General features: G+C 72.5%; 26 protein-coding genes and 1 pseudogene. 10 read left to right on the top strand and 17 right to left on the bottom strand.

The window, feature by feature from the left end:
* Positions 1-2 precede the first annotated feature (2 nt).
* Positions 3-839 (top strand): ATP-binding cassette domain-containing protein, encoded by an 837-nt coding sequence (locus tag AC07AW_RS28975; RefSeq protein WP_478818402.1) that lies wholly within the window; start codon positions 3-5, stop codon positions 837-839.
* Positions 836-1,486, top strand: coding sequence for an ABC transporter (locus AC07AW_RS28970; protein ID WP_478818401.1), 651 nt, complete (start codon positions 836-838; stop codon positions 1,484-1,486). The genes AC07AW_RS28975 and AC07AW_RS28970 overlap by 4 nt, the downstream gene beginning before the upstream one ends.
* Positions 1,487-1,701: 215 nt before the next feature.
* On the opposite strand, the gene AC07AW_RS28965 is transcribed toward AC07AW_RS28970, so the two are convergent.
* Both AC07AW_RS28965 and AC07AW_RS28960 read right to left on the bottom strand, forming a co-directional pair.
* On the bottom strand, positions 1,702-2,559 hold the full coding sequence (locus AC07AW_RS28965) for a polysaccharide deacetylase family protein (protein ID WP_478818614.1): 858 nt from the start codon (positions 2,557-2,559) through the stop codon (positions 1,702-1,704).
* 47 nt (positions 2,560-2,606) lie between these two features.
* Positions 2,607-2,804, bottom strand: a complete 198-nt coding sequence (locus tag AC07AW_RS28960) for a hypothetical protein (RefSeq protein ID WP_478818400.1) — start codon at positions 2,802-2,804, stop codon at positions 2,607-2,609.
* Between the two features lie 114 nt (positions 2,805-2,918).
* On the opposite strand from AC07AW_RS28960, the gene AC07AW_RS28955 reads away from it, so the two are divergent.
* The gene (locus tag AC07AW_RS28955) at positions 2,919-4,406 is read left to right on the top strand and encodes a helix-turn-helix domain-containing protein (protein ID WP_478818399.1); all 1,488 of its coding nucleotides are present in this window, start codon (positions 2,919-2,921) and stop codon (positions 4,404-4,406) included.
* On the opposite strand, the pseudogene AC07AW_RS28950 reads toward AC07AW_RS28955, so the two are convergent.
* From AC07AW_RS28950 to zapE, 5 genes and pseudogenes are all read right to left on the bottom strand, one after another.
* Positions 4,392-5,017: pseudogene (locus tag AC07AW_RS28950) on the bottom strand (polyphosphate kinase 2 family protein). The gene AC07AW_RS28955 and the pseudogene AC07AW_RS28950 overlap by 15 nt on opposite strands.
* Positions 4,941-6,362, bottom strand: a complete 1,422-nt coding sequence (locus tag AC07AW_RS28945; protein WP_478818398.1) for a nucleobase:cation symporter-2 family protein — start codon at positions 6,360-6,362, stop codon at positions 4,941-4,943. Before AC07AW_RS28945 ends, AC07AW_RS28950 begins: the two are co-directional and overlap by 77 nt.
* A gap of 93 nt (positions 6,363-6,455) precedes the next feature.
* Complete coding sequence (locus tag AC07AW_RS28940; protein ID WP_478818397.1) at positions 6,456-7,817, bottom strand: alkaline phosphatase PhoX; 1,362 nt, start codon at positions 7,815-7,817, stop codon at positions 6,456-6,458.
* A gap of 135 nt (positions 7,818-7,952) precedes the next feature.
* Positions 7,953-8,378 (bottom strand): OsmC family protein, encoded by a 426-nt coding sequence (locus tag AC07AW_RS28935; RefSeq protein ID WP_478818396.1) that lies wholly within the window; start codon positions 8,376-8,378, stop codon positions 7,953-7,955.
* 34 nt (positions 8,379-8,412) lie between these two features.
* A complete protein-coding gene (zapE, locus tag AC07AW_RS28930; RefSeq protein ID WP_478818395.1) occupies positions 8,413-9,498 on the bottom strand; it encodes a cell division protein ZapE in 1,086 nt (361 codons plus the stop codon).
* A gap of 36 nt (positions 9,499-9,534) precedes the next feature.
* On the opposite strand from zapE, the gene AC07AW_RS28925 reads away from it, so the two are divergent.
* The 4 genes from AC07AW_RS28925 (at position 9,535) to msrB (ending at position 12,828) form a co-directional block, all read left to right on the top strand.
* On the top strand, positions 9,535-10,305 hold the full coding sequence (locus AC07AW_RS28925) for a pyrimidine reductase family protein (RefSeq protein WP_478818394.1): 771 nt from the start codon (positions 9,535-9,537) through the stop codon (positions 10,303-10,305).
* Positions 10,306-10,411: 106 nt separating this feature from the next.
* The gene (locus AC07AW_RS28920; protein ID WP_478818393.1) at positions 10,412-10,882 is read left to right on the top strand and encodes an indole-3-glycerol phosphate synthase; all 471 of its coding nucleotides are present in this window, start codon (positions 10,412-10,414) and stop codon (positions 10,880-10,882) included.
* Between the two features lie 128 nt (positions 10,883-11,010).
* Positions 11,011-12,408, top strand: a complete 1,398-nt coding sequence (gene murC / locus AC07AW_RS28915) for a UDP-N-acetylmuramate--L-alanine ligase (RefSeq protein WP_478818392.1) — start codon at positions 11,011-11,013, stop codon at positions 12,406-12,408.
* Positions 12,409-12,423: 15 nt separating this feature from the next.
* The gene (msrB, locus tag AC07AW_RS28910) at positions 12,424-12,828 is read left to right on the top strand and encodes a peptide-methionine (R)-S-oxide reductase MsrB (protein WP_478818391.1); all 405 of its coding nucleotides are present in this window, start codon (positions 12,424-12,426) and stop codon (positions 12,826-12,828) included.
* Positions 12,829-12,861: 33 nt separating this feature from the next.
* Here the strand turns inward: msrB and AC07AW_RS28905 are convergent, their stop codons facing one another.
* From AC07AW_RS28905 to AC07AW_RS28870, 8 genes are all read right to left on the bottom strand, one after another.
* Positions 12,862-13,281, bottom strand: a complete 420-nt coding sequence (locus tag AC07AW_RS28905; protein WP_478818390.1) for a hypothetical protein — start codon at positions 13,279-13,281, stop codon at positions 12,862-12,864.
* Between the two features lie 577 nt (positions 13,282-13,858).
* The gene (locus AC07AW_RS28900) at positions 13,859-14,398 is read right to left on the bottom strand and encodes a hypothetical protein (protein ID WP_478818389.1); all 540 of its coding nucleotides are present in this window, start codon (positions 14,396-14,398) and stop codon (positions 13,859-13,861) included.
* Positions 14,399-14,421: 23 nt separating this feature from the next.
* The gene (locus AC07AW_RS28895) at positions 14,422-15,132 is read right to left on the bottom strand and encodes a vWA domain-containing protein (protein ID WP_392157244.1); all 711 of its coding nucleotides are present in this window, start codon (positions 15,130-15,132) and stop codon (positions 14,422-14,424) included.
* Positions 15,133-15,148: 16 nt separating this feature from the next.
* Positions 15,149-16,303, bottom strand: a complete 1,155-nt coding sequence (locus AC07AW_RS28890) for a protein kinase domain-containing protein (RefSeq protein WP_478818388.1) — start codon at positions 16,301-16,303, stop codon at positions 15,149-15,151.
* Positions 16,300-17,658 (bottom strand): PP2C family protein-serine/threonine phosphatase, encoded by a 1,359-nt coding sequence (locus AC07AW_RS28885; protein ID WP_478818387.1) that lies wholly within the window; start codon positions 17,656-17,658, stop codon positions 16,300-16,302. The genes AC07AW_RS28890 and AC07AW_RS28885 overlap by 4 nt, the downstream gene beginning before the upstream one ends.
* Entirely contained in the window at positions 17,658-18,854 is a 1,197-nt protein-coding gene (locus AC07AW_RS28880; RefSeq protein WP_478818386.1) for a hypothetical protein, read from the bottom strand. The genes AC07AW_RS28885 and AC07AW_RS28880 overlap by 1 nt, the downstream gene beginning before the upstream one ends.
* 29 nt (positions 18,855-18,883) lie before the next feature.
* Positions 18,884-21,133: a hypothetical protein gene (locus tag AC07AW_RS28875; protein WP_478818385.1), complete on the bottom strand. Its 2,250-nt coding sequence runs from the start codon at positions 21,131-21,133 to the stop codon at positions 18,884-18,886.
* Positions 21,134-21,238: 105 nt separating this feature from the next.
* Positions 21,239-21,637, bottom strand: coding sequence for a hypothetical protein (locus tag AC07AW_RS28870; RefSeq protein ID WP_478818384.1), 399 nt, complete (start codon positions 21,635-21,637; stop codon positions 21,239-21,241).
* A gap of 211 nt (positions 21,638-21,848) precedes the next feature.
* On the opposite strand from AC07AW_RS28870, the gene AC07AW_RS28865 reads away from it, so the two are divergent.
* Positions 21,849-22,322, top strand: coding sequence for an SUKH-3 domain-containing protein (locus AC07AW_RS28865; RefSeq protein WP_478818383.1), 474 nt, complete (start codon positions 21,849-21,851; stop codon positions 22,320-22,322).
* Positions 22,323-22,341: 19 nt separating this feature from the next.
* Here AC07AW_RS28865 and AC07AW_RS28860 read toward each other — a convergent pair whose 3' ends face one another.
* Both AC07AW_RS28860 and AC07AW_RS28855 read right to left on the bottom strand, forming a co-directional pair.
* On the bottom strand, positions 22,342-23,127 hold the full coding sequence (locus tag AC07AW_RS28860; RefSeq protein ID WP_478818382.1) for an SDR family NAD(P)-dependent oxidoreductase: 786 nt from the start codon (positions 23,125-23,127) through the stop codon (positions 22,342-22,344).
* A 107-nt stretch (positions 23,128-23,234) separates the two neighbouring features.
* Positions 23,235-23,807: a TetR/AcrR family transcriptional regulator gene (locus AC07AW_RS28855; protein WP_478818381.1), complete on the bottom strand. Its 573-nt coding sequence runs from the start codon at positions 23,805-23,807 to the stop codon at positions 23,235-23,237.
* A gap of 131 nt (positions 23,808-23,938) precedes the next feature.
* Here AC07AW_RS28855 and AC07AW_RS28850 point away from each other — a divergent pair, with 131 nt between their 5' ends.
* Together AC07AW_RS28850 and AC07AW_RS28845 are read left to right on the top strand one after the other, a co-directional pair.
* Positions 23,939-24,946, top strand: coding sequence for an aldo/keto reductase (locus AC07AW_RS28850; RefSeq protein ID WP_478818380.1), 1,008 nt, complete (start codon positions 23,939-23,941; stop codon positions 24,944-24,946).
* A gap of 39 nt (positions 24,947-24,985) precedes the next feature.
* Positions 24,986-25,495 carry an SUKH-4 family immunity protein gene (locus tag AC07AW_RS28845; protein ID WP_478818379.1) on the top strand — a complete coding sequence of 170 codons (510 nt, stop codon included), beginning with the start codon at positions 24,986-24,988 and terminating at the stop codon, positions 25,493-25,495.
* Positions 25,496-25,685: the final 190 nt, after the last annotated feature.

The raw sequence follows: 25,685 nt of genomic DNA, 5'->3' as shown, positions 1-25,685 counted from the left end.
CGTTGAAGCTGGAGAACGTCGGGCGGCGGCACGGCCCGCGCGGGCCGTGGGCGCTGCGGCAGGTCTCGCTCGACCTGCCCGCCGCCGCCCTCGTCCGGGTCGTCGGCACCAACGGCACGGGCAAGTCCACGCTGCTCCGGCTGCTCGCCGGTATCGACGCGCCCACCGAGGGCCGCGTCACCGGCCGGCCCGCCCGCACCGGGTACGTCCCCGAACGCTTCCCCGTCGCCCTGCCGTTCACGGCCCTCGACTACCTGGTCCACCTCGGCCGGGTCCAAGGGCTCGGCCGTGCGGCGGCGCGGGCCCGGGCGGGGGAGTGGCTGGAGCGCTTCGGGGCCGGCACGCACGCGCGTACCGGTCTGTCGGAGCTCTCCAAGGGCACCGGTCAGAAGGTCGCCGTCGCCCAGGCCCTCCTCGCCGACCCCGCCCTGCTCGTCCTCGACGAGGCCTGGACCGGCCTGGACACCGGCGCCCGCGCCGAACTGGACACCGCCGTCCGCGAACGCCTCGCGGCGGGCGCGACGGTCGTCTTCGTCGACCACGACCCCCGCCGGCTGGTGGGGGAGGCGGGGACGGTGTACCGGGTCGGGGAGGGGCGGGTGCGGGAGGTGACGTCCTCGCACGAGGGGACGGACGTGGCCGCGCCTCCCGTCCGGATCACGGTCTCCGGCGGTCGGTTGCTTCCCGCCCGTCTGCCCGGCGACCCGCTGACCACCCCCGGTCCCGACGGCACCACCCTCCTCACCGTCGACGCGCCGCACTCCGACGCCCTCCTGGGCGTGCTCCTCGCCGCGTCCTGGCACATCCACCACCTCGGCACCGAAGGCGTACGGGTATGACGGCGCTCCTGCGCTACCAGTCGGGTCTGCTTCTCCGCTCCCAGCGCTGGCTCGCACCGCTGCTCCTCTACGTGGCCTTCATCGGCGTCGGTATCCAGGCACGGGAACCGGTCCTCGGCGCGCTCGGCTTCACCGCCGCCGCCCTGCTCCCGGTGTCCGCCTGGTCCGTACGGATCTGCCTCACCCAGGAACCGCCCGCCGCCCGCGGCGTGGTCGCGGCGGCGGCCGGCCGGGAGCGCGCGCATCTCGCGGCGCTGCTCACCGGCGCCGCCTGGCCGGCCCTCGTCGGCACGGTCGCCGTCCTCGCGGTGACCGCGATCGGCGACCGGCACGGGGTCACCGTGCTCGCCGCCGTCACCGCCGGCCTGCTCGCGGCACTGGCCTGCGCCCTGACGGGTGCCGCCGTCGGCGCGCTGGCCTCCCGCCCCTTCCTCCGGGCCCCCGGCTGGTCCCTCGCGGCCCTCGTCCTCGGTTCCCTCCTGGCGCTGGTGACGACCGGCTCCCCGGCGAAGTACGCCATGACGGCCCTGGTCGCCGGCGCCCGTACGACGACCGCCGACCCGCCCTGGCTCGCCTGCGGCGGCGCGCTGCTCCTCGCGGCGGCGACGGCGCTGCTCGCGTGCCGGGCCACGGCGCGCCTGGAGTAGGGACCGCCGGGCCCTAGGGGGGTGTCCGGGAAGTCCCGCACAGCACCCACGGCGCCCGGCACGCACCCTCGCCGCACCGGCCGAAGACCCAAGTAGCTCCTCCCCCACTCTCGGCTTCGCTCGAGCGGGGGGACCCCCATCGAAGGCCTTCGTCCGGCACGCCGAGGGCACGCACCGGACACCGCGGGCACCGCACGGGACTTTCCGGACACCCCCTAGCGGCTCATGAGCTCCGAGACCTTCACGAAGCGGTAGCCGCGCGCGCGGAGCTCCGGGACGATCCGGCGGATCGCCTGCTCGGTCACGGGGGCCGCGCTGCGCGTGCAGTGCATGACGACGAGCGAACCGGGCTTCACCCCGTCGAGGACCTGTTCGGCGACGGCGTCCGCGTCCTTCGCGAAGGCGTCGCCGCTGACCACGTCCCACTGGACCGCGGTGACCCCGACGGGCGCGAGGGCGCGCAGGGCCGCGTCGTCGTAGCAGCCGCCGGGGAAGCGGAAGTACGGGACGACGTTGATGGCCCCGGCGTCCCGGAAGGCGTCGAAGGCGCGCTGCACGTCGGAGGCCATGTCGGGCCCGGGGACGGTCGGCAGGCCGTAGCAGGGGGACGCGAAGGCGTAGTGGCTGTAGGAGTGGTTGGCGATCTCGAAGCGCGGATCGCCGCCGATGGACTTCGCCTGGTCCGGGTACTCCTCCGCCCAGCGGCCGGTCATGAACACGGTCGCGTCCACCTTGAGCCGGCGCAGGGTCGCGATGAGCTCGGGGTTGTCGAAGTGCTCGCCGCGTGTGGCCCGGGGGCCCTGATCGGCCGTCATGTCGGCGTCGAAGGTGAGCGCGACGACCTTCTCGGTGCCTTTCGCGCGGCGCGTGTAGACGGGGGTGAGGCCGCCGGGCCCGGGGGCCATCGTGGGCGGGGCGGCGGGGACGCGCGCGGGCCTCGGGCCGGGGGCGGCGGCGCTGGCCTTCGGTGCGGGGCTTTCGACGACGGCCGCCTTCGGCTTCGGCGCCGGGACGTCGGCCGCGCCGCTGCCGCAGCCGACGAGGGCGGCGCCCAGAAGACCGAGCGCCGCCATTTTTCGTACAGAAGTGTTCACGATCGGAAGTTAACCGATCAATGTGCTTATCGCTCGCGACTCGACAGCAGCAGCACCCGAGTCCACGCGCTGAGCTGACGCACCATCGCCTGGGCGTGCGCGGCCCGCTCGCGGCGGAAGGGCAGGACGAGCAGGGCGGGGACGAAGGCGAGGGTGACGAGGAGCAGAGGCAGGGAGGCGACCAGAACGATCAGGGCGCGCTGGGCCCATCGGAGCGTACGCATGGGGTTCCTCGGGGTAGGGGGCTGGGACGGACCCCCACCGTCGGCGGCATCCGATACGGTGCGAAAGCCGCAACCGTTGCCGGTGTCGTGGCAACGCTCCGGGGGAGGGGTGCGATGACCGAAGTGGCCCGTACGCAGGGGAGTTCGTCGGAGGTCGAGCGGGGAGAGGTCCCGGAGGTTGCGGAGCTCGGCAACGTGTTGAAGGGCCTGTTCAACCGGCTGGGCATCAGCCAGAGCCAGTACGCGTACCGCGTCCACCTCGACAAGTCCGCCGTCTCCCGCTACCTCGCCGGCCGCCGCGTCGCGCCGCAGGACTTCGTCGACCGCCTGGTGAAGGAGGTGGAGGACCACCTGGGGACCCCGCTCCAACTGGAGGCCAAGGAGGCCCTCCACGGCCGGCGCCTCGAGGCGCTGCGGGTCTGCAGCCCGGACGAGCACCGGCTGGAGAGCCTGCGGGACGAGCTGGAGCGGTCGCGACGGGAGACGCAGCGGGCGTACCGCAACATCGAGGCGCTGCACGCGCTGCTGGAGAAGAAGGAGGAGGAGGCGCGGGACGTCGCGGACGGCCTCACGAGCCTCCGCCTGGACTGGGGCGTGGAGCGGTCCGCCCTGGTCCGAGCCCAGGAGGACCTCCGCCGTCAGGTCGACCGGCTCAGGGAGGACCTGGGGGACGCGGAGCACCTCCGACAGGAGGCGGAACGCCACAGCGCGGACCTGCGGGACACGGTCCTGCGCCTGGAGGAGGAGCTGTCCCGGAGCGCGCCGAACGACCTCCCGCTGGAGGCGTTCAAGAACCTGCTGCTCGCGCTGTGGGAGGAGGAGGACCTCCCGGGCGCGGCACGGGAACTGACCGAGGCGGCGTGGTCGCGTCCGCAGGGGGAGGTGGAGGAACTGCTGTACTGGCTGGGCGAGACGCAGGCGTACACGGAAGCCGAGGCCTTCGCTGTGGATGTGGCACGGCTGAGGCCGCTGGACGAGGTCCTGGACACCTACGACGTCGTGAAGGAGCTCGGCTGGGCGGCGCTCCGGGAGACGTGGACGTCCGCCGTCGCGGCCCGGGTCACCCGGAACAACGCGGCCGTCGTCCGCGAGCGTCTGTGGCACACCGACGTCGACCAGGTGCTGGCAGAGGCCGTGCGCCGGGCGGGGAGCGATGCCGACGCGGTCGCCCTCGTCATCGCGGCCTTCTCGGGACAGCCCGACCCGCCGGAGCTCGTCCACCTGGCGAGTGCGGTGGCCGGCGGACGTCGGGACGACTGGCTGGGGCTGCGCGTCATGGTCGGCCTCGCGGAGGCCGGAAGGGCCGACGTGGCCACGCGTCTGCTCGAAAACGGCCTCAGGGTCGTTTCCTACGACAACCTCCCTCGGCACCTGAAGGACCTCCGGAGCGAACAGATCGACACCCTGTTCGCCCTCGTGCCACGACTGGACGACGGGCTGCTCATGACCATGTTCACCGCGAGCGTGGGGCGTGAGCCGGACCTTCTCGACCGCCTGCTCACCGCGCTGACCCAGCAGGGCAGACTCGACGCCCTCGACCCCACCATGACGAAGTCCCTGGCCCAGGCCATCACCCGCTGGCGCCGCTCACGAGGCCAGTAGCCGCGCCCTGCACTCCTCCACGTCGAAGTCCCCCGGCGAGTACTTCGGGTCCAGTGCCTCCAGGTGCTCCAACAGCAGCTTGCTGATCGCCCAGTTGCGGTACCACTTGCGGTCCGCCGAGACCAGGTACCACGGGGCCTCGTCCGTCGTGCAGCGTTCCAGGGCGATCTCGTACGCCTGCTGGTACGCCGGCCACAGCGCCCGCTCCTCGATGTCGCCCGGGTCGAACTTCCCGTGCTTGTCGGGGTTGTCCAGGCGCCGGAGGAGCCGGGCGCGCTGTTCCTCGTACGAGAGGTGGAGGAAGACCTTGACCACGGTCACCCCGTCCTCCGCGAGGGACTTCTCGAAGCGGTTGAGCGTCGGCGGTCGCCTGCGGTGCTCGCCGCGTACAGGCGTTCCTGGAGTTCGGCGAGGCGCGGCCCGAGGGCGGCGGTGGCGGCGAGGCCCGCCGCCTTGTCGGTGGGGCCGGCGGGGGTCGCCGAGGCGTCGTACGCCGTGAGGTCGATCCGGTCGCCTTCCGGGACGCGGAGGAGCTCACGCAGTACGGGTTCGGGGGCCGTCCGCTTCTTCTTGCCGTCCTGCTTCGCCACCGCCGGCCCCTTCCGCCGCACCGCTCGTCCTCTCCCGATCCTGCGTCGGAACCCGGGCCTCCGCGCCCGCGCGCCTGCCGGGTGCGTGGTGGAAGAGGAGGTTCAGGAGGAAGGCGGCGAGGGCCGCGCTGGTGATGCCGCTGCCGAGGATGATCCGGGACCAGGCGGGGAAGCCGTCGTAGATGCCGTCGGCGACCTCCGGCAGCAGGCCGACGCCGAGGGCGACCGCCGCGATCGTGAGGTTGTGGCCCTGGTCCAGGTCGACCCGGCGCAGGGTGTTCACGCCGACCATGGTGACCGTCGCGAAGAGCACGAGGCCGGCGGCGCCGACGACGGGTCCGGGCAGGGCGGCGACGACGGCGCCGAGCCGGGGGAGGAGGCCGAGGACGACGAGGATGCCGCCCGCGACGGCGGTGACGTACCGGCTGGCGACCTTGGTGATGCCGATGAGGCCGACGTTCTGGGTGAAGACCGTGTCCATGAACGAGTTCATCGCGCCGCCGAGGACCCCGGAGAGGCCGTCGGCCGCGAGCCCGCGTGCCAGGTCCTTGTCCGTGACCGGGCGGCCGGTGGCCTCGCCGACGGCGATCATGGAGGCGGTCGACTCGGTGAAGATCACCAGCATCACCACGCACATCGCGATGACGGCGGTCGGCGGGAACTGCGGTGCCCCGAAGTGGAAGGGCGCCGCGAGGCCCACCCAGTCGGTGCCGGAGACCCGGGAGAAGTCGGTGAGTCCGAGGGGTACGGCGGCCAGGGTGCCGAGCACGAGCGCGAGCAGGATGCCGACCTGGCCGAGGAATCCGCGGGTGAAACGGGTGAAGAGGACGATGAAGAGCAGGACGGCGGCCGCGAGCGCCAGGCGTTCACCGGAGGCGTGGTCGGGGGCCTTCGGGTCGTTCCCGGTGATCAGTCCGGCCGCGACCCCGATGAGGGAGAGGCCGACGACGGTGATGACGGTGCCGCTGACGAGCGGCGGGAAGAACCGTACGAGCCGGGCGAAGGGCACCGCCACCAGAAGCCCGAAGAGTCCGGCGGCCAGCATCGAGCCGTAGACGGCCCGCATGCCGTACTCCTGCTCGACCAGGATCATCGGGGTCACGCCGGCGAAGGTCGCGCCGGTGACGACCGGCAGCCGGATGCCGAGGATCCGGCCGACCCCGAGGCTCTGGACCAGGGTGACCAGGCCGGCGATCAGCAGGTCGGCGTTGATGAGGAGCGCGACGGCCGCCGGGTCGAGACCGGCCGCGCCGCCGAAGACCAGCGGGACGGTGACGCAGCCGGTGTACATGATGAGGACGTGCTGCGCGCCGAGGGCGGCGAGCCGCCCGAACGGTGGCCGCCGGTCAATGGGGTGAAGGGTCACCCGGGCATTCACGCAAGCGCTCGTTGACGGTGTGGGGCGGCCGCGCTACGTCCGTGTAACGCGCGTGGCGCGGCCGCCTGAGCGCTCGTCAGCTCAGCACCACGGGCCCGTCACCGCGAACGTCGTACCGGGCGTGTAGCAGTTGACGTACATCGTCGAGCGGTCCGGGGAGAAGGTGACGCCCGCGAACTCGCCCCACTCCGGGGCCTCCGGCGTCCCGATGTTCTGCGCTCCCCGGGCCACCGCGTACACCTCGCCCTCCGTGCTCACCCCGAAGACGTGCTGCGCCCCGTCGCCGTCCTCGCAGACCATCAGGCCTCCGGTCGGCGCCAGACAGATGTTGTCCGGGGACTCGCCGGGGAGCTGGACGTCGGTGCTCGGGCCGAAGACCACGACGAGGGTGAGCCGGCGCCTGTGCGGTTCGTACTTCCACACCTGGCCGAAGTGCGTGGCCGCCGAGCCGTCCTTGGCCCGCGCGAAGGAGGACACGAAGTAGACGGCACGCCCGCCCCAGTAACAGCCCTCCAGCTTCTGGGCGTGGGTGATGCCCCGGGGCCCGAAGTCCTGGTGGCGGATGGAGGTGGTCGTCGCCAGCGGGTCCGGTACGGGGACCCATTCGATGCCGTCGAAGCGGGCGCCGGCCTCCTGGACGACGGACAGGTCGGGTACGCCGGGCACCCGCATGGCCTCCAGGGCGCCGCCCGCGCGCAGCGAGCCGGTGCCGCCGAGCGGCTTCTCCGGGAGGAAGCGGTAGAAGAGCCCGAAGGGCCGTTCGAAGGCGTCCTCCGTCTCGTACACGATGCCGTTCGTCGGGTCGACGGCGATCGCCTCGTGCTGGAAGCGGCCCATCGCGGTGAGCGGGACGGCTCCGGTGCGGTGCGGGTCGGCGCCGTCGACCTCGAAGATGAAGCCGTGGTCCTTGGTGTAGCCGTTGGTGCCGGCCCGGTCCTCGGTCTCCTCGCAGGTCAGCCAGGTGTTCCAGGGGGTGGGCCCGCCCGCGCAGTTGACGGCGGTCCCGGCGATGGCGACCCGCTCGCCGAGGACGTTGTTGCGGCCGTCGAGTTCGAGGACGGTACAGCCGCCCTTGCCGGCGGGGTCGTACGTGAGGCCGGGGACGGTGGGGACGGCGATCTTCCCGGTGACCCGGTTCTCGTGGTTGCGGACGAGGTGCACCCGGCCGCGGCGGCCGGCGAAGGCGCCCATGCCGTCGTGGTTGCTGGGCACGGGGCCCTCGCCGGAGCGGAGGGGGTCGCCCTGCCGGGAGAGCACCTTGTAGCGGAAGCCGGCCGGGAGGTCGAGGAGACCGGCCGGGTCGGGTACGAGAGGGCCGTAGCCGCCCCGGGCCGGCGCGGCGGCGGCGGTTCCGGCGAAGAGTTCGGAGAGGGCGCCCGTGAAGGCGATCCCGGCGACGGAGGCTCCGGTGCGGGAGAGGATCTGACGTCGTGTTGCGGACATGAGGCAACCACTTTTCCTGTTGGCGGACAGGTGTGTGATGTGACGTGTGACCCGCATGTGTGTATCACGCAGTGTGGTGACACGTGAACCATGCGGGCCGCAACGGCCTCATGTGGCGCGCATGCTGACCAGGTGTCAGGCCAGTTCGGCGGTGAGGGTGATCGTGACACCGGTGAGGGCCTGGCTCACCGGGCAGTTCTTCTTGGCGTCCTCGGCCAGCGCCTGGAACTTGTCCGCGTCCAGACCCGGGACCGTGCCGCGCACGGTGAGGTGGCTGGTGGTGATGCCCGTGCCCGGCACGAAGGTCACGTCGGCCTTGGTCTCCAGGCGCTCCGGCGCGTTCCCGGACTTGGCCAGGACGTTGGAGAACGCCATGTTGAAGCACGAGGAGTGCGCGGCGGCGATGAGCTCCTCGGGGCTCGTCTTGCCGTTCGGCTCCTCGGTGCGGGCGGGCCAGGACACGCCGTACGAACCGAGACCGGAGGAGTCGAGGGAGACGACGCCGGAGCCCTTGAGGAGGTCACCCTCCCAGACGGCGTGAGCGCTGCGCGTTGCGGCCATGGTGGATCCCTTTCGATCGGGTACGGCCACCAAGCTACTGCGCGACGAGCCCCTTCGCGTCGCGGGCGAGCGCGGTGAGCCGGGAGATCGCCCGGAAGTACTTCTTGCGGTAGCCGCCGTTCAGCATTTCGTCGCTGAAGAGCTTGTCGAAGGGGAGTCCGGAGGCCAGTACGGGTATCTCGCGGTCGTACAGACGGTCGGCGAGGACCACGAGCCGCAGGGCCGTCGACTGGTCGGGGACCGGCTGGACGTCGGTGAGGCAGACGGCGCTGAGGTCGTCCGTGAGGGCGCCGTACCGGCTCGGGTGAACCCTGGCCAGGTGTTCGAGCAGGTGCGGGAAGTCGTCGAGGGAGGCGCCCGGCGTGGCGTACGCGGTCTCGGTGACCACCTGGTCGGAGTACGGGGACGGGGCCTCGGGCAGGCCGCGGTGGCGGTAGTCCTCGCCGTCGATCCGCAGCGGCCGGAAGTGCGCCGAGAGGCCCTGGATCTCGCGGAGGAAGTCGGCGGCGGCGAAACGGCCCTCGCCGAGCTTGCCCGGAAGCGTGTTCGAGGTGGCGGCGAGGGCCACGCCCGACTCGACGAGCCTGCCGAGGAGGCTGGAGACGAGGACGGTGTCGCCCGGGTCGTCGAGCTCGAACTCGTCGATGCAGAGGAGACGGTGTCCGCTCAGCGTCTTCACGGTCTGCTGGAAGCCGAGCGCGCCGACCAGATTGGTCAGCTCGACGAAGGTGCCGAATGCTTTCAGCGCGGGCTCCGCGGGGGTCGCGTGCCACAGCGAGGCCAGCAGGTGGGTCTTGCCGACGCCGTACCCGCCGTCCAGGTAGACCCCGCGCGGGCCGCTCGGGGCGGCCGGCTTCTTCGCGAACCAGCGGCGCTTGCCCGCGCCGGTGGCGTGCGCCCCGCCGAGGCCCTCGGCGAAGGTGCTCAGGGCCTTGACCGCGTCCGTCTGGCTCGGCTGGTTCGGGTCGGGGAGGTACGTGTCGAAACGTACGGAGTCGAAGCGCGGTGGCGGCACCATCTCCGCGACGAGACGGTCGGCGGGGACGTGGGGCTCTCGGGAGCAGAGCGAGAGCGGGGCCGCTTCGGGAGAAGCGGCTTCGGTGAGGGCACGGGTCGACACAGTTCCCCACTGTAAGCGCCGTGTCAGACTTCGATCATGCGCCAGCTCTTCCCTGTGACGGACATGACAGCCCCCGCCGCCGCCTCCGACCGGGAGTGGTCGCTCGACGCCCTCGCCGATGCCTACGCGTATCCGGAGGTCGACGTTCCGTGGCTGCGGGCCAACATGGTCTCCTCGCTCGACGGGGCAGGCCAGCACGAGGGGCGCTCCCAGCCGCTCTCCTCCGAGACGGACATGCGGATCTTCGGCGTTCTGCGCGGGCTCGCCGACGTGGTCGTGGTGGGTGCGGAAACGGTCCGCCTGGAGGGCTACCGCCCGGCACGCGCGCGTGAGGCCTTCGCGGCCCGCCGGGCCGCCGCCGGACAGGGCCCGGCGCCCGTGATCGCCGTGGTCAGCGCCTCCCTGAACCTCGACTTCTCGCTGCCCCTCTTCACGGAGCCGCTGGCGCCGACCCTGGTGCTCACGGGTGCCGCCGCGCCCGCCGAGCGGATCGAGGCCGCCCGGGCGGCGGGCGCCGTGGTGCTGACCGCGGGCGACGGGCCCGGGGTGGAGCCGGCCCGCGCGGTGGCGGCGCTCGCGGAGCGCGGGCTCCGGCGCCAGCTGACCGAGGGTGGGCCCCGGCTGCTCGGCCAGTTCGTGGCGGCGGGGGCCCTCGACGAGCTGTGTCTGACGGTCTCGCCGACGATGACGGCGGGTGACGCCCAGCGGATCGCCGGAGGCCCTTCGGTGGCCGTCCCGACACGCTTCCAGGTGGCTTCCGTGCTGGAGCAGGACGGCTTCCTCTTCACCCGCTACCGTCGGATCTGACAATCGGCGGAATTTGTCGTTCCGCTTAGCGTTCGCTGGGCAGACTTACTGTCGCAGACCCCGTGCGGGCACGGGGAAGGATGGTTTCCGCAGAAGGGCTCCTGAGGTGTTCACAAGCGTTCTGATGATCGAGAAGCCCCTCACGTCCGTCGACGTGGAATTCGTCACCACCCTGCACGGCGAAGAGGGCGTGTCCTTCATCGTTCTCATGCAGCCGCGTGGTGACCAGGCCGATGTACTGCTGCGTGCCATCGACGACGTCGCCATGGGCGAACTGAAGGAAGCTACCCGGGAGGGCGACGAACCGGAGGGCAAGGAGGCCCGGCCGCTGGCCGAGCAGGGCCTGGAGGTCTCGCTCCAGGCCCTGAGAGCAGCCGGCTGCGAAGCGGTCGGCCAGGTCGTCGAGGACCACCCGCTCGACAAGATGAAGGCGGTGGTCGCCGGGTCGGAGGCGGACGAGGTGATCGTTCTCACCGCCCCGCACTACGTGGAGGAGTTCTTCCACCGCGACTGGGCCTCCCGGGCCCGCCACAAGGTCGGGGTCCCCGTCCTGAAGCTCTTCGCCCACAGCGAGTAGCGGCACAGCCGGGTCCGCGCCCCGTGCAGGGGGCGCGGACCCGGAGCCGTTGCGCCCCGCCGGGCAGGGGCGCGGTGAGCCACTAGGCTGGGGGCTTCCAGAACCACACACCCCGGGGAGAGATCCGCATGGCACCCGCCATCCCTGCCGCCATGGAACGGCCGCACTTCATCGGCATCGGCGGTGCCGGAATGTCGGGCATCGCGAAGATCCTCGCCCAGCGCGGCGCCAAGGTCGCCGGCAGCGACGCCAAGGAGTCCGCGACCGCCGAGTCGCTGCGCGCCCTCGGCGCCACCGTGCACATCGGGCACGCCGCGGAGCACCTCGCCGACGACGCCTCCGCCGTCGTCGTCTCCAGCGCCATCCGCGCCGACAACCCCGAGCTGGCCCGCGCCGCCGAGCTCGGCATCCCCGTCGTCCACCGCTCCGACGCGCTCGCCTCCCTCATGGACGGCCTGCGCGCGATCGCCGTCGCCGGCACGCACGGCAAGACGACCACCACCTCCATGCTGGCCGTCGCCCTCACCGAGCTCGGCCTCGACCCCTCGTACGCCATCGGCGGTGACCTGGCGGGCCCCGGCACGAACGCCCGGCACGGCGCCGGCGAGGTCTTCGTCGCCGAGGCCGACGAGAGCGACCGCAGCTTCCAGAAGTACGACCCCGAGGTCGCGATCGTCCTCAACGTCGAGCTGGACCACCACGCGAACTACGCCTCCATGGACGAGATCTACGAGTCCTTCGAGGCCTTCACCGCCAAGATCCGCCCCGGCGGCACCCTCGTCGTCGGCGAGCACGCGGGCGCCCGCGAGCTGGCCCGCCGCGTCGCGGACCGCGACGGCCTGGAGATCGTCACCGTCGGCGAGTCCGCCGACTCCGACGCCCGCATCCTGAAGATCGTCCCGAACGGGATGAAGAGCGAGGTGACGGTCCTCCTCGACGGCGTCGAGCACACCTTCACCGTCTCCGTCCCCGGCCGCCACTACGCCCACAACGCCGCCGCGGCCCTCGCCGCCGGCGCCCGCGTCGGCATCGACCCGGCCGAGCTCGCCCAGGCGCTCACCGCGTACACCGGCGTCGGCCGCCGCCTCCAGCTCAAGGGCGAGGCCAAGGGCGTCCAGGTCATCGACTCGTACGCGCACCACCCCACCGAGATGACCGCCGACCTGGAGGCCATGCGCGGCGCCGCCGGGGCCTCCCGCCTCCTCGTCGTCTTCCAGCCGCACCTCTTCTCCCGCACCCAGGAGCTGGGCAAGGAGATGGGCGACGCGCTGGCCCTCGCGGACGCCTCCGTCGTCCTCGACATCTACCCCGCCCGAGAGGACCCGATCCCCGGTGTCACCAGCGAGCTGATCATCGCCGCGGCCGAGCGGGCCGGCGCCGCCGTCACGGCCGTTCGTGCCGTCGACATGGACACCGTCCCCGAGGTCATCGCGGGAATGGCAGGCCCCGGCGACCTCGTTCTCACCATGGGCGCGGGTGACGTCACGGACCTCGGTCCGAAGATCCTCGCCCGCCTGTCGAACTGAGGGAGTGGACGAACGATGGCGTACGAGGTCGAGAAGTCGGACCAGGAGTGGCAGGCCCAGCTGACCCCGTCGGAGTACCAGGTGCTCCGGCTCGCCGGCACGGAGCCCGCCTTCCGCGGTGAGTACACGGACACCACGGCCAAGGGTGTCTACTCCTGCCGCGCCTGCGGCGCGGAGCTCTTCACCTCGAACGAGAAGTTCGAGTCGCACTGCGGCTGGCCGTCCTTCTTCGACCCGAAGGACAGCTCCGCCGTCGAACTGATCGCCGACACCTCCCACGGCATGATCCGCACCGAGGTCCGCTGCGCCCGCTGCGGCTCGCACCTGGGCCACGTCTTCGAGGGCGAGGGCTACCCGACCCCGACGGACCAGCGGTACTGCATCAACTCGATCTCGCTGCGCCTGGAGCCGACGGAGTAGGGGCCTTCACGACGGACGAGGGGCGCGAGGGGCTCAGCTCGGATTCGGTTCCGGGGTGAGCTCCTCGCGGCCGATCCGGGTGCCCGACTTGTAGACGGTCACCGTGCCGCCGCGGATCACATAGCGGTACGGGCTGTTCGTCGCCTCGTAGCCGTCGCTCGTCGCCGTCGCCTTCATGGCGATGCCCGGCTCCCGCTGGTCGCTGAACTCGCCGAAGTAGAAGAGCTTCCCCGAGCCCGTGCGGCAGAGCGTGATCTGCTTGTTCTCCGTACGGAAGGCCTTGACGAGCTCGGCGCCGTCGCCGTCCGGGAGCTCGGCCGCGATGCGGGACGGGCAGGAGGCGGCCTTACTGCTCGGACGGGTCGTCGGCTCGGAGTCGTCCGGGCTCAGCGAGTCGAGCATCCCGGAGCAGCTGTTGGCGAGGAACCCGACGAGCAGGATGGCACCGGCCACGCCCAGACATCCCGTCCCGCAGCCCTTCTCCTTCGGCTTCGACGGCCGGCTCGGCGGCGTGTACACGGGACGCGGGGCCATGGGCCGAGGAGGCGGGGGCGGCGTCGCCGCGGGCGGGGTGTACCTCGGGGTGTAGCCGCCCGTGGCCGGCGGCGGATAGAAGACGCCCGTGGGACGGGACCCGGTCGACCCCGTACGCGGTGGCGTCGGCGTGGTCGGGGGCGTCCGGCGGGGCGTCGGCCGCTTCGGGGCCGGCTTGGGTGCCGCCTTCTTCGCGGGAGCCGGCTTCGGTGTGGCCTTCTTGGCGGGGGCCGGCCGGGGCGTGGACCTCGGCGGCGTGCTGCCCGAGGACGACGTACCCGAGGCGGCCGGTTTGGGCGGAGTGCGCTTGGGCGAGGGGCGCTTCGCCGCCGGACGCGGGGGTGCGGCGGGCGGCGGCAGCTTCGTACGACGGGTCGACCCGCAGGTCGTACAGGCCTTGTCTCCCGCCCCGTTGTTGCTGTCGCAGTCCGCGCATCGCCAGTTGGCCGAGCCAGCCACCCCTGTCGTCCCTCTCTCCGCCGTCCGTCGTCCGGTGTCAGTTGTCGCCGATGTCGGGGCGTGCCATCACGTCCCGGAACAGTTCTTCTGAACGCTGCCCCACCGGGTTGACGATCCAGTCACGTCCCGCGGTCACCCGCTCCAGGACCGCCTCGGCCGAAGCCGGAGCCGGTGTCGGTGCCGAAGCCGAAGCCGAAGCCGAAGCCGGAGCCGGTGTCGGTGCCGAAGCGGGCGCGGGTGCCGGCGTGGCCTTCGCCACGGCCACGGCCACGGCCACGGGGGCCGGTCCCTCGTGCCTCTTCGTCCCGGAGGCCGGGTGGTCCGGGATCGAATGCTCGGACCAGAGCGCGTCGACGAACCGCTGGGCGTCCTCAAGGCGGCCCGGAGGCACCTCCGCGCGCAGGGCGAGCGCCGACTCGGTCGGCGCCCCGCCCAGGAAGGCGAACTCGAAGACCAGCCGCCGGCCCTCCCGATCGTCCGAGGGGTGCAGCGAGGCCGAGACGCAGTGCGCCGACTGCACCTCGAAGACGCCCCCGCCGGGCCAGGAGAACTCCAGGCCCGACGGGGTCGACTCCACGCGAAAACCGTCCCAGGCCAGGATCACAGGCTGTTCGCGATCGTCTCGATGATCTCGTCCATCTCGAACTCCTCCAGCCCCTCGCCCGCCTTGGAGGCGAAGTGCAGGGTGAGGTCCCACTCCTCGGCGATCGGGTCCGACCAGGGGGCCTCCTCCGGGGCGAAGAGCACCAGGCGCTTGGCGGACTGCTCCATCACCGAGGTCTGGCTGCGCGCGTACCCCCACTGCTCGAACAGGTCGTCCAGGCTGCGCGGGATGTGCCGGGGGTAGGTGTGGGTGTCGGCGCCGACCGTGCCGAGGGCGTGGGCGGGCGCGTCCGTGAACATCACGATGACATGGCGGCGCCGGTCGAGCCCGGTCTCCCAGGGGGAGTTGATCGCCAGGGCGAGGGCTTCGAGGCCGGACTCCGGGATGTCGCCGCCGCCCGTCGCGTCGATCGCGGCGACGAACTGCTCGAACTCCCGTGCCTGGGCCGGGAGCTGGAGGAAGTCGGTCTCCTCGATGGCGTTGGACGGATCGTCGCCGAAGTCACGGAAGGCGATGACCTTCAGCCGCAGCTGGCTGATGGACTTGCCCTTCTTCGCCATGACGTCGTCGAGCCGCTGGTGGAACTGGAGGGCGCTCGACTTCACCGTGTCGAGGACGGGGTACATGCTGCCGGTCGCGTCGATGCAGAGGGCGATGTCGACGGCGTACTGCAGATTGCCCTGGTACTGGCCGTGGGCGTCGGTCATGAAGGCTTCTCCTCTGTCAGGGGGTGCGGCGGTCGTCGCCGCGGCCACCGAGGTTGATACGGACCCGGGACGCACCCGGTGCGGGTGCGGGTGCCGGCGGTGGTGCGGGGGTCGGCTCCGGTGGCGGCGCGGTGGGCGGGGTCGCCTCGGTGGGCGGCGGCGTGGATGCGGGCCGCTCCTTCCCCCTCCCGAACTTCACGCGGCTGACCTTCTTCGTCATGCGCGTGCCCCCGGGCTCCGGGATCGGGGGCGGCGGCTTGGTGGTGCCCGGCCTGCGGTGCTGGAGCGTGCACACCCCGGAGTCGGCGAGCGTCTCCAGGAAGACGCCGATGCCGGGGCGTACGCGGGGATCGGCGGCCGTCATCCGGCGCAGCAGGCCGAGCAGTTCGTCGGAGAGCCGAGGGTCGAGCCGGAGTTCCTCCCCGGCGTTCACCGCGTCCGACGGCGAGCCGAACCGGGCGTCGTGCGAGGGGAGTTCACCCGTCACGTACAGATGGGTCATCAGGCCGAGCGCGAAGATGTCGACGGCGCAGGTGAGGTCCTTCGGCCCGGTCGCCCCGTCCTCCTGGAGGTACCGGCGCCACTCCGGCGCGCCGTACGCCGAGTCGCCGGAGATGTCCTCCGGCTTCGGCGGTGCCCCGGACTCGTAGGAGTCGTCGAAGTCGATCAGCTTGGCGACGTGGAAGGCGGCGCCCTCGCGCTTCTGGATCAGGACGTTCAGCGGCTTGAGGTCGCCGTGCACGATCCCGAACTCGTGCAGCATCTTCAGGCTGGCGCCGAGTGTCTTGAGCAGGACCGCTTTCTGGTTCGGTTCCAGCGACTGCGGCCGGTCGAGGCTGGAGGTGTCGATCCGCTCCGTGACCTTGTAGTAGGTGCTGCCCTCGTGGAAGAAGTCCATGGCGAGCACGATGTTGCCGCCGTCGAGCCGGTCCGAGCGCAGCCGCTTCATGATCGTGCGGTGCCGCTCCTCGAACTCCCGGGCGACCTCGCGGCGGATCCGTACGCTCTTGGAGTCGGCGGCGTCGTCCTTGGGGCGCTTCGGCTCCAGGAACTGCTTGATGAAGTACTGCCGGCCGTCCCGCTCCGCGAAGGCCCAGATGCACTTGCCCCCGTTGGCGTTGGTGGGGTCGGTGACGATGCGGTAGCCCGCGATCGTGTCGCCCTTCTTCATCGGTGCTCCTCGGATGCGGGCGGCAGATGGCTCTCGTAGCCGCTGCGGTACGCCTGCCAGCTCTGGTCCTGCCAGGCGCGGATGCGGGCGTGGGTCTCGCGCGGGTCCGCCGGGGCCGTGCCCGGTGCTCCCGCGTCGCCCGGGCGGGCGGGGGTGCGGTCCAGGACGGCCGGGCGGTCCCGCTGAAGGAGTCCGTCCAGCTCCCGGTAGCGCCGCTCGAAGGCGTCGCGCAGCGCCCGGAAGTCCGGGTGGCCGAGGGCGACCAGGGCGAGCGAGGCGTCGTCCCCCGTGTACCTCTGCACCTCGCGGCGCAGCAGGTCGGCCCATTCGGACTCGTTGCTCGACTTCCCGAGGGTGCGCAGCAGCAGGTGCTCGAAGTCGGCGGGTGTGTCGACATAGCCGAAGTACCCGTCGGTCGCGGCGACCAGCACACACGGCAGCTCGAAGGCGGCGAGGTCGTGCGTGTCGACGGTGAACTCGCGGTCCGCGCAGACCACGTTGGTCATCGGCGGATCGGTGCGCAGCAGCTCCAGGGCGTCGCTCTCGCGCGTGTGGTCCCGGGTGAGGACGTGCAGCCCGCCCGTCGCGGTGAGCACGTACGCGCGTGAGTCGCCCGCCCACAGGGGCCGCAGCTCGACCCTCCAGTCGGTCTTGTGCACCTGGTAGTGGACCGCCGCCAGGGTGGTGGGCAGCTGGCGGCGCATGGTGCCGCCGATCTTGCTGCGCCGCTGCGGGGCCTTGGCCAGGAACCACGACAGGTACTCGTGCAGGCTCTCCGGGCCGAGCGGTTCGTTGTCCTGGGCGACCTCGCGGAACCAGCAGTCCGTGGCGAGCCGGGCGATCCGGGCGCCGACCCAGGCCCCGGTGTGCGAGACGCCGTCCTCGTCCTGCCAGACGGGGGTGGCGCCCGCGCCGCCGGAGCCGTCGAACACGGCGAGCAGGCCCTGGTCGGTGCCCCAGTGGTGGGCGACGAAGGGTTCGGCGTCCTCGCCGTGACCGGGGACCTGCTCGGTCCACACCGAGAGCGCCTGCACGCCGCGCGCGGTGCCCTCGGTCGACCAGATGGCCTGGGGCAGCAGTGCCGGCCGCTCCGGGGAGGGCCCCGGTGGAGCGGTGTCCTCCCGAGGGGGAGCCGGAACCGACGGGCCCACGACGCCCGCCGAGGCCGACGGCTGTCGTGGCGCGCCGGGCGAGGGCGGCCCCGCCGGGGGCGGCGGCGGTCCGAGCGGCGCCACCGGGGGCGGTGGTCCGGGGGGTCCCGGGGGCGGCGGCGGCCCGACGGGGGGCTTTCCGGCACCGTGCGGGTGCGGGTGCGAGGAGACGGCGTGCCGGGCCCTGCGCTCGTGGTCGGCCATCAGTGCTCCTTGTCGTGTCCGCGGCCGGGGGTGTCCCGCTTGGTGGTGCCCCGCACCCTGCTGACCCGGGGCGGCGGGGGATCCGCCGGAGCCTCGGCGGGACGGGCCGCCGGCGGCGTGTACCCCGGAGACCCGCCGCCCCCGGGGTACATCTCGCGGCCCTCCGGTAGCGGCTCGTCCTCGGGCGGACCGGACGGCGGACCGGACGCCGTCCGGGACGGAGGCTCGTACCGGGGCCGGGACCGCGGTCGGTCCTCCCGGATCACCTCGCCCCGCAGCCGCCTGGGCCCGGGCTCCTCGTAGGAGGGTTCCGGAGCGGGTTCGATGGCGCGCGCCAGGGAGCCGCGCAGCCGCCCGCGCCGGGCGGCGCCGTCGAAGAGGCCGTCGCTCTCGCGCAGCACCTCCTCCAGGACGGTGCGCTCCAGCTCGGCCTGCTCGAAGGGTTCGCGGTCGGCGTCGCCGCGCTCCAGGACGAGGCGCATGATCTCGCGCTTCACCTCGCGCTTCTCGCCCTCGTTCTTCTCGATCCAGGTGAGCGCGGCCCGGGGCCCCTCCTTCTCCATGATCTCGGCGATCAGACCGTCGAGGCCCTCCTCGCGGATCATGTCGAGGTGGCGTCCGCGCCGCATGCCGGCGAGCCGGGTCTCCCGTACGACGTCCCGGAACTCGCGCCCGCTGGTGGTGATCTCGTCCTCGTCGACGAGGAGTTCGACCTGCACGTTCCGCAGGCGTACCGCGTCGTCGCCGGTGAACCCGGCCATCGCCCCGTTCAACGCCCGCTCGGCCTGGTGGAATTCGGCGATGTCGTACTCCCGCGCGACCTCGCGGAGCGTCTTGCGGAGGTGGCCGAAGAGCGCGCCGCTCATGTCCCGGATGCCGCGGGCCACCACCTGCGCCGGGTCCGCGACCCGGCAGACCAGGTCGACCCGGCTGCGGAAGGAGAAGGTGGGGTCGCGGCTGAGCAGCGGGATGTCCAGGACCAGCCGGTGCTCGGTCAGGTCGACCGTGAACATGCCGCTGTAGGCGCCGAAGCGCGACGACGGGATCTCCTCGCCGCTGCGGATCGTCAGCGACGAGCCGCTCTCCCGCACCAGGACGATCGCGCGTCCCGGCTCCGGCGGCCGGACCGGCTTCGTCAGCCGCCACTTGGGCAGCTCCTCGAAGGACAGCACCGGGTCGTAGGTCTGCTTCTCCACGGGTTCCTCCTTTCTCCTCGTCGGTGCGCTCAGGACGTACGGGACAGGCGTGCGTGCAGCAGGGCCGCGTTGCGCGAGGGCTGTTCGCGCTCGTGCGACCACTTGTCCAGCCACCACAGCAGCCGTGCGCGGTGCGAGCCCGGCCGGCGGGCGATCTCGGTGAGGAGGCCGCCGAGCGCGTCGAGCGCGGACGGTCCCGCCCGGTCGGCGTGGACGTCGATCCAGTCGCGCAGCGCGAGGAGCGCCGTGTCCTGCACGGGCCGGCGGGCCAGGGACCGGGCCCACAGTTCGGCGAGCGCCGCCCGGTGGGCGGGCAGTCCGCTGAGCAGCAGGGGCACCCCCGCGACCCCGTCCACGGGCCCGTCGACGCCGGGCTCGTACGGCCGGGTCGTCGCGAAGACGAAGGCGGAGAGCGACTTCACCACCATGGGGGAGAGGTCCCGGGGCGCGGACCAGTCGAGGTACGCGGCGAGCAGCGCTGCGGCCTGCCCCTGGTGGACGAGGTGTACTCCGCCCCAGGCGACGGACGGCAGGGTGCCCCAGTCGTCGTCGCGGTCCAGGGCGTCGCGCAGCACGGCCACGGCCCGCCCGGGCGCGGTACGGCCGAGGATCCCGCCCGCCGTGTTCGCCGCCGTCCCGGCCAGTCGGCGTGCGCGGGCGGAGCTGCCGCCGCGCGCCCAGTCGTGCAGCAGCGCCCAGACGGCCTCGGTCGAGTCCTCGTCGCCGCCGGCCACGCCGAGGGCGGTCGCGGCGGCCTGGCGCAGCGGCCAGGACTCGCCGGCCGCCCAGGTGGTGAGGTAGCGGTGCACGGCGTAGTGGTGGTCGGCCCAGGCGAGCACTCCGGCGGCGACCGCGGCCCGCGCGCGGACCTCCAGGTCGGTGTGGCCGAGGAGTTGCCGCAGCCAGGAGAGCAGGGGCTCGCGCCAGCCGTCGAGGCCGGTCCACGCGTAGAGCAGCACGACCTGGCCGAGCAGCGGGTTGCGGAAGCGGACGCGGGGCGCGCCGCCGCCCGTGGTGTCGAGCCTGATCCACTGCTGCTCGTCGCCGAGCCGGTCCCTGAACCGTACGTCCGGGGGCGCGAGTCCGGGTTCGGTGAGGGAGGACCGCAGTTTCACCGCGGCTTCGGCGACGGTCAGGTAGCCGCTGTCCTCCAGGACGGCCGCGGCGAGCGCGAACGCCACCGCCTCCGGGTTCCGGTGCCGGTCGAACCAGGCCGTCACCTGGTCGCTGGGGTCGCGCAGCGCCGCGGCCGCGGCGGCCACGTCCCGCCCCGCGGAGATGTCGGCGGCGAGCCGTGCGGCGTGCCGCGCGGCCGGCAGCTCCTTGAGGGTGTCGACGACTCCGCCCGAGGCGAGCCGGGCCCGCAGCGCGGTGTGCGCCTCCGGGGCGGCGCCGAGCCCGAGGACCCGCCGTTCGAGGACGGCGAGGGGGTCGACGGGGTCGAGGACGTGTGCGGCGACCTCCGTGCCGCCGTCACCGCGGACGGCGACGGCGAGGTCCTGGCCGCCCGTGAGCACCAGATGGCAGCCCTTGGCCTTCAGGGCCGCCACCACGGCGGGCAGCAGCCGGGGGAGCGCGTCGAAGCCGCGCGCCCCGGCCGGTCCGTCCTCGACGTGGGCGAGGTATCCGCTGTCCGGCACCGGCGGCTCCCAGCCGGGCGTGAGCAGGGCGGACGCGTCGAGGAGCCGGTGGCAGATCCCGCCGCCGTCGGCGCCCGCCAGGGCGAGCGCCTCGGCGAGCAGGTTGACGGCGGTGGCCTCGCGCCCGCTGCCGGACGGACCCGTCAGGACGAGGAACCGCCGCTCGCGCAGCACGCCGAGCACGGAGCGGTACGCCGACGGCTCGACGAACCGCGTGGTGTGGTCGTCCAGTTCGGCGGAGTCCAGCGGCAGGACCGAGCCCTCGCCCGCGGCGGGCCGCTCCCGGTGCCGCCGCCCGCCGTCCGTGTGGAAGCCGCCGCCGAAGCTGACGGTGTCGTTGAAGAGCGCCAGGGTGCCGATCCGGGTGCCGGAGGCGTCGGCGCTGAGGCGCTGGGCGATCAGGTCCGCGATGGCGCCCGCGCGCTGCGCCTCGGAACGCTCGGCGTCGTCGGTCCCGCTCCCCTCGGCGAGGGAGCGCAGCGCGTCGGACTCGCTGACGGGACCGTCCTGTTCCGGTCCTGCGCCCCGCCGCTCGCGCTCCGGCGGGGCCTTCGCGTCCGCCTCGGCCTCGGGGGGCTTCGGGGCGGGTTCGGGGCTCGGCTTCGTCCCGCCGGACGGGGCGGTGACTTCCTCACTCATGGCACACGGACTTCCGGGAGGGATGGCGGCATGACGGACGGCGTCATGCCGTCGCGAGGGCGCGACGCCATGACGGGGCGGCGCCGCGCGGCGCCGGTCGCACCGTCAGGAGACGTTCCAGTCGCCCTTGATCTCGACCTTCTCGTTGAAGACCTGGGCGTTCTTGATCAGGGCGGCGCTGACCTGCGCACCGCCGCGTCCACCGGCGGCCACGGCCTCGTCGACGAGGCGCCGCAGGTCGTCCTCGAACTGCCGGTCCCGCAGCATGTGGGCCGCGAGCATCCGCTCCAGGTCCTGCTGCCCGGACTCGTCGTCCGGCGCGTCCGTGACGCGCTCAAGGGCGGCCTCGGCCTCGGTGTCCCCGCGGAACCGCGCCCTGATCCGCTCCACGAGCCGGGCGCCGCCGTTCCAGCCACTGCGGCCGGCTTCCTGGCCGGTGGCCTCAAGAGCACCCTTGACGACGAGCGCGACGCCCGCGGCAGCGATGGCGGTCAGTGGATCCATGTGCACCCCCGATTGTTCCTCGCACACGAGTGAGGCCATTCAAGTGGTCCTCGCGGGCATCGCCAGGGGGTCCGCCGACAATGACCGAAAACCGTAGGGCTGCCGGGGGCGCGTGTGGCCGATTCTGCGCGGTGGAACGCGCCCTCTGTCGGGTCGCCGCCCGCGCAGGGGCAGGATGGGGATCACCGCCCCAGCAGCTCAGGAGCTTCCCATGCCCCACTTCGGAGTCCCCGCGGACGTCGACACCTGGTTCGGCGAGTACGGCTGGTATCCCGGCCGGAACGCCGGAGACCGCGCTGCGGCGTTCGTGGCGGAGACCGTCGAGGAGAGCCGGAGCAGCGGATTCCCGCTGGAGCCCGTCGCACCCGCGACCGACTTCCTCACCGAGCACGCCGGGCTCAGGGTGATGCACGACGTCCAGCGGGACGACTACATCGACTTCACGCCCGTTCCCGTCTGGAGCGACACCTTCGAGAACATGGCGGAACTGAGCCGCAGCCTCGGCGTGCGGCTCTTCCCGGTCGGCTGGGACTCCACGGACGGAGAGGTGTACGTCGTGGACGAGCGGAACCGGTTCTTCTGTATGCACCACACCGGCGACTACTACCTGGGCGAGGGCAAGCACGGCGCGATGATCGGCCTCTACGCCTTTCCCCTGCAGGACGCGGAGGACTTCTACGTCTGACCCGGGCGGGGACGGGGCCTCAGTGGACCGAGAACCCGCCGTCCACGAAGAGGGACTGGCCCGTGACGTACGCCGAGGAGGTGCTCGCCAGGAAGACGGCCGCGCCCGCGAAGTCCCCGGCCAGGCCGTTGCGGCCGACCATCGTGCGGGCGGCCAGGGCGGCGACCTTCTCCGGGTCGGAGGAGAGGCGCTGGTTGAGCGGGGTCATCACGAAGCCGGGGACCAGGGTGTTGGCGGTGACGCCGTACGGGGACCAGGCCTCGGCCTGCGAGCGGGCAAGCGACTCCAGGGCGCCCTTGGAGACTCCGTACGCCCCGCTCTGCACGAACGCGCGGTGCGCCTGCTGCGAGGTGATGTGGATGATCCGGCCGAAGCCCCGCTCGGCCATGCCGGGGCCGAAGCGCTGCCCGAGGAGGAACGGCGCCTCCAGGTTGATCGTCATCGTCGTGTCCCACACCTCCTCGCCCAGCTCGCCGAACGGCGGACGGAGGTTGATGCCGGCCGAGTTCACCAGGATGTCCGGCTCCCCGAAGACGGCCGCAGCCTCCTCCGCCCCCGCCTTGATGCCCTCCCGGGTGCTCAGGTCGGCGCTCACCCAGGCCGCCCGGCAGCCGTCGGCCGTCAGCTCGTCGACGGTCGCGACGAGCTCGGTCTCCTTGCGGGCCAGGATCACCACGCTCGCCCCCGCCCGGGCCAGGGCCCCGGCGATGGCCTTGCCGATGCCGGAACTCCCGCCGGTGACCAGGGCGTTGCGCCCTTCGAGCGAGAACAGTCCGGAGAGGTAGCCGGCGGGGGTGGTGCTCATCGGGATCGCTCCTCGTGTCGGTGGCGGGCAGGTACACGCATCCTGGCACACGCCTTTCCCGAGGCGCGCGGCCGCGTGCCGCGCCGGAGCGGTGGCCGCTCCCGGTGTCAGCGCTGTGGGCGGAATCCGTCGAACACCACGGCCAGCGCACGGGTGCGCAGTTCGCCGTCCCACTCGCTGCGCTCCGCCGCCATGCAGATCGCGCTCAGCAGGGCGAGGAGTTCCGGCATGCGCAGGTCCTCGCGCACGGCGCCAGCCCGCTGGGCTCGCGTCAGGAGTGCCTCGATGGCCTCCCGCATCGCCTTTCCGGTCTCCGACATGCCTGCCTTGATGTCGATGCCGGCCTCCGCGAGCACGTCCGCCATGGCGCGCTGCCGGGTGGAGTTCGCGACGATCTCCGTGAAGAAGCCGAAGAACGCGGCGCCCGCGTCCGCGGCCTCGCGCAGGGTCGCCGCGTGGTCGATCAGCCCCTGCACGCGCTCGACGATGATCGCCTCGTACAGGACTTCCTGTGTGGGGAAGTGCCGGTAGATGGTGCCGAGGCCCACCCCGGCCTCCTGCGCGATCGACCGCATGGAAGCGCCCATCCCCTCCCGCGCCAGAACGGTCTCGGCCGCCCTCAGGACGCGCGCCCGGTTGCGACGGGCGTCCGCCCGCATCGGCCTGTCCTCCGCGTTCATGGCCGTCCCACTCCTCTTCTGACTCGTTGACATCCGGAACAGCTGTTCCGTATCGTCCTAACCGGAACACGTGATCCGATTCTAGTGACCTGACCCCGCCCGCTCGCCGGACGAGCAGGAAGGCGCCTCGCGTGGATGTGGAATACGTACGACTCGGCGACTCCGGCCTGAAGGTCTCCCGGGCCTGCCTCGGCACCATGAACTTCGGCCCGCCCGGCGGCCCGGGCGTCGGCAGCTGCGACGAGACGGAGGCGCGCCGTATCGTCGACGCCTTCACGGACGCCGGCCACAACTTCATCGACACCGCCGACGCCTACACCGGCGGCGAGTCCGAGCGGATCGTCGGCCGCGCGGTCAGAGGCCGCCGCGACTCCGTCGTGCTCGCCACCAAGGCGTTCCTCCCGCAGGGAGCCGGACCCAACGACCGCGGACTCTCCCGTGTCCACCTCACCAGGGCGCTGGAGGCGAGCCTGCGCCGGCTAGGCACGGACTTCGTCGACCTCTATCAGTGCCACCAATGGGACCCCGACACGCCCATCGAGGAGACCATGGCCACCCTCGACGGCTTCGTGCGCTCCGGCAAGGTCCGCCACATCGGCTGCTCCAACTTCAGCGCGGCCCAGATCGTGGAGGCCCAGTGGGCCGCGGCCCGGGTCGGCGGAACGCCGTTCATCAGCCTCCAGCCCCAGTACTCCCTGCTGGTCAGGGACATCGAGACCGAGATACTGCCGACGTGCGAACGGCACGGCCTCGGAACCCTCGTCTGGTGCCCCCTGGGCGGCGGCGTCCTGACCGGTCGCTACTCCCGGGACACCACCCCCGACACGCACTCCCGCATGGGCCGGCTGCTCGCCTCTCCCTCACCACTGGCCCGCGCCTGGGCCGAAGACCTGCTCACCGAACGCAACCTGCGGATCGCCGACGAGGTCACGGAGATCGCCACCGGTCTCGGCGCCACACCCACCGCCGTGGCCCTTGCCTGGGTACGGCAGCGACGGGGAGTCACCTCGGTCGTCATCGGCCCACGCACCACGGCCCAACTGGCCGGGAACCTGGCGGGCTTCACCCTGGAACTGCCCGAGCACGCGATCGCACGGCTCGACGCTGCCTCCGACGGGCGGCCACGCCTGACCGTGTGATCAAGGTTCTGTCGGGCAGTCCACTGGGAGGATCTGCGGGTGAGCCAGCCCCTGCCGCAGTTGCCGAAGCCCGAGTTCGTCCTGATCGCCCTCGAGGCGCCACCCGAAGTGCCCACCCAGATCGCTGTCGCTCTCAGGGAGACCGGCATTCCAGGGGGGTTGATCGGATACGAGTACCGGCCATTGAGCGAGCCGGTGTACCTCGGGGGGACCGGGGAGCGGGGGCTGGTCGCCATCGCGACGAGTGGCCTGTTCGGACGTATCGCCATCGACGTGGCCAGTGGTCACGTGGTGCAGATCCCCCATGTCGAGTCATCGACGACCCATCATGTGAACCGCGACCTCGACTCCTTCAGCCGATGCATCGCGGCTGTGATCGCGCGCTTCCCGTTCTATGCGGAGGGCGACGAGGAGAGGTTCGAGGAGGTGGCGGAAGAAGTGCGCGAGCTCGTCTCCGGCATCGACGGGACCGCTCTCGCGGGCGACGGCTTCTGGGAGACCTTCTGCGACGACGTGGCGATCGGTGACTATGCGGACTGGGATGCGTAATCCGGACCAGTCCCCGAGGTTGGTCAGCCGTCCAGGCTCAGGCCGGTGGCAGCGATCAGTCGTCGACGACGTCAGGGCGGTACTGGAACTTCTTGAGCCGACGTTTCGCGCCGCTGGTGATCTAGGGCCTGTCTCCTTGATGAGTCGATCCACTCCCGTGGTCCCGAGGGTTTTCCCGCGTTCAGGTGGT

It is taken from the genome of Streptomyces sp. NPDC044003 (assembly GCF_056435185.1).
The sequence above is the reverse complement of the archived record's forward strand: the minus strand, read 5'-3'. Positions and strand labels throughout refer to the sequence as shown.

Bases quoted from the DNA above. Each gene is read 5' to 3' on its own strand.
- AC07AW_RS28970 (WP_478818401.1), top strand. From the start codon at position 836: ATGACGGCGCTCCTGCGCTACCAGTCGGGTCTGCTTCTCCGCTCCCAG.
- AC07AW_RS28965 (WP_478818614.1), bottom strand. From the start codon at position 2,559: ATGGCGGCGCTCGGTCTTCTGGGCGCCGCCCTCGTCGGCTGCGGCAGC.
- AC07AW_RS28960 (WP_478818400.1), bottom strand. From the start codon at position 2,804: ATGCGTACGCTCCGATGGGCCCAGCGCGCCCTGATCGTTCTGGTCGCC.
- AC07AW_RS28955 (WP_478818399.1), top strand. From the start codon at position 2,919: ATGACCGAAGTGGCCCGTACGCAGGGGAGTTCGTCGGAGGTCGAGCGG.
- AC07AW_RS28940 (WP_478818397.1), bottom strand. From the start codon at position 7,817: ATGTCCGCAACACGACGTCAGATCCTCTCCCGCACCGGAGCCTCCGTC.
- AC07AW_RS28935 (WP_478818396.1), bottom strand. From the start codon at position 8,378: ATGGCCGCAACGCGCAGCGCTCACGCCGTCTGGGAGGGTGACCTCCTC.
- AC07AW_RS28925 (WP_478818394.1), top strand. From the start codon at position 9,535: ATGCGCCAGCTCTTCCCTGTGACGGACATGACAGCCCCCGCCGCCGCC.
- murC (WP_478818392.1), top strand. From the start codon at position 11,011: ATGGCACCCGCCATCCCTGCCGCCATGGAACGGCCGCACTTCATCGGC.
- msrB (WP_478818391.1), top strand. From the start codon at position 12,424: ATGGCGTACGAGGTCGAGAAGTCGGACCAGGAGTGGCAGGCCCAGCTG.
- AC07AW_RS28895 (WP_392157244.1), bottom strand. From the start codon at position 15,132: ATGACCGACGCCCACGGCCAGTACCAGGGCAATCTGCAGTACGCCGTC.
- AC07AW_RS28890 (WP_478818388.1), bottom strand. From the start codon at position 16,303: ATGAAGAAGGGCGACACGATCGCGGGCTACCGCATCGTCACCGACCCC.
- AC07AW_RS28885 (WP_478818387.1), bottom strand. From the start codon at position 17,658: ATGGCCGACCACGAGCGCAGGGCCCGGCACGCCGTCTCCTCGCACCCG.
- AC07AW_RS28875 (WP_478818385.1), bottom strand. From the start codon at position 21,133: ATGAGTGAGGAAGTCACCGCCCCGTCCGGCGGGACGAAGCCGAGCCCC.
- AC07AW_RS28870 (WP_478818384.1), bottom strand. From the start codon at position 21,637: ATGGATCCACTGACCGCCATCGCTGCCGCGGGCGTCGCGCTCGTCGTC.
- AC07AW_RS28865 (WP_478818383.1), top strand. From the start codon at position 21,849: ATGCCCCACTTCGGAGTCCCCGCGGACGTCGACACCTGGTTCGGCGAG.
- AC07AW_RS28860 (WP_478818382.1), bottom strand. From the start codon at position 23,127: ATGAGCACCACCCCCGCCGGCTACCTCTCCGGACTGTTCTCGCTCGAA.
- AC07AW_RS28855 (WP_478818381.1), bottom strand. From the start codon at position 23,807: ATGAACGCGGAGGACAGGCCGATGCGGGCGGACGCCCGTCGCAACCGG.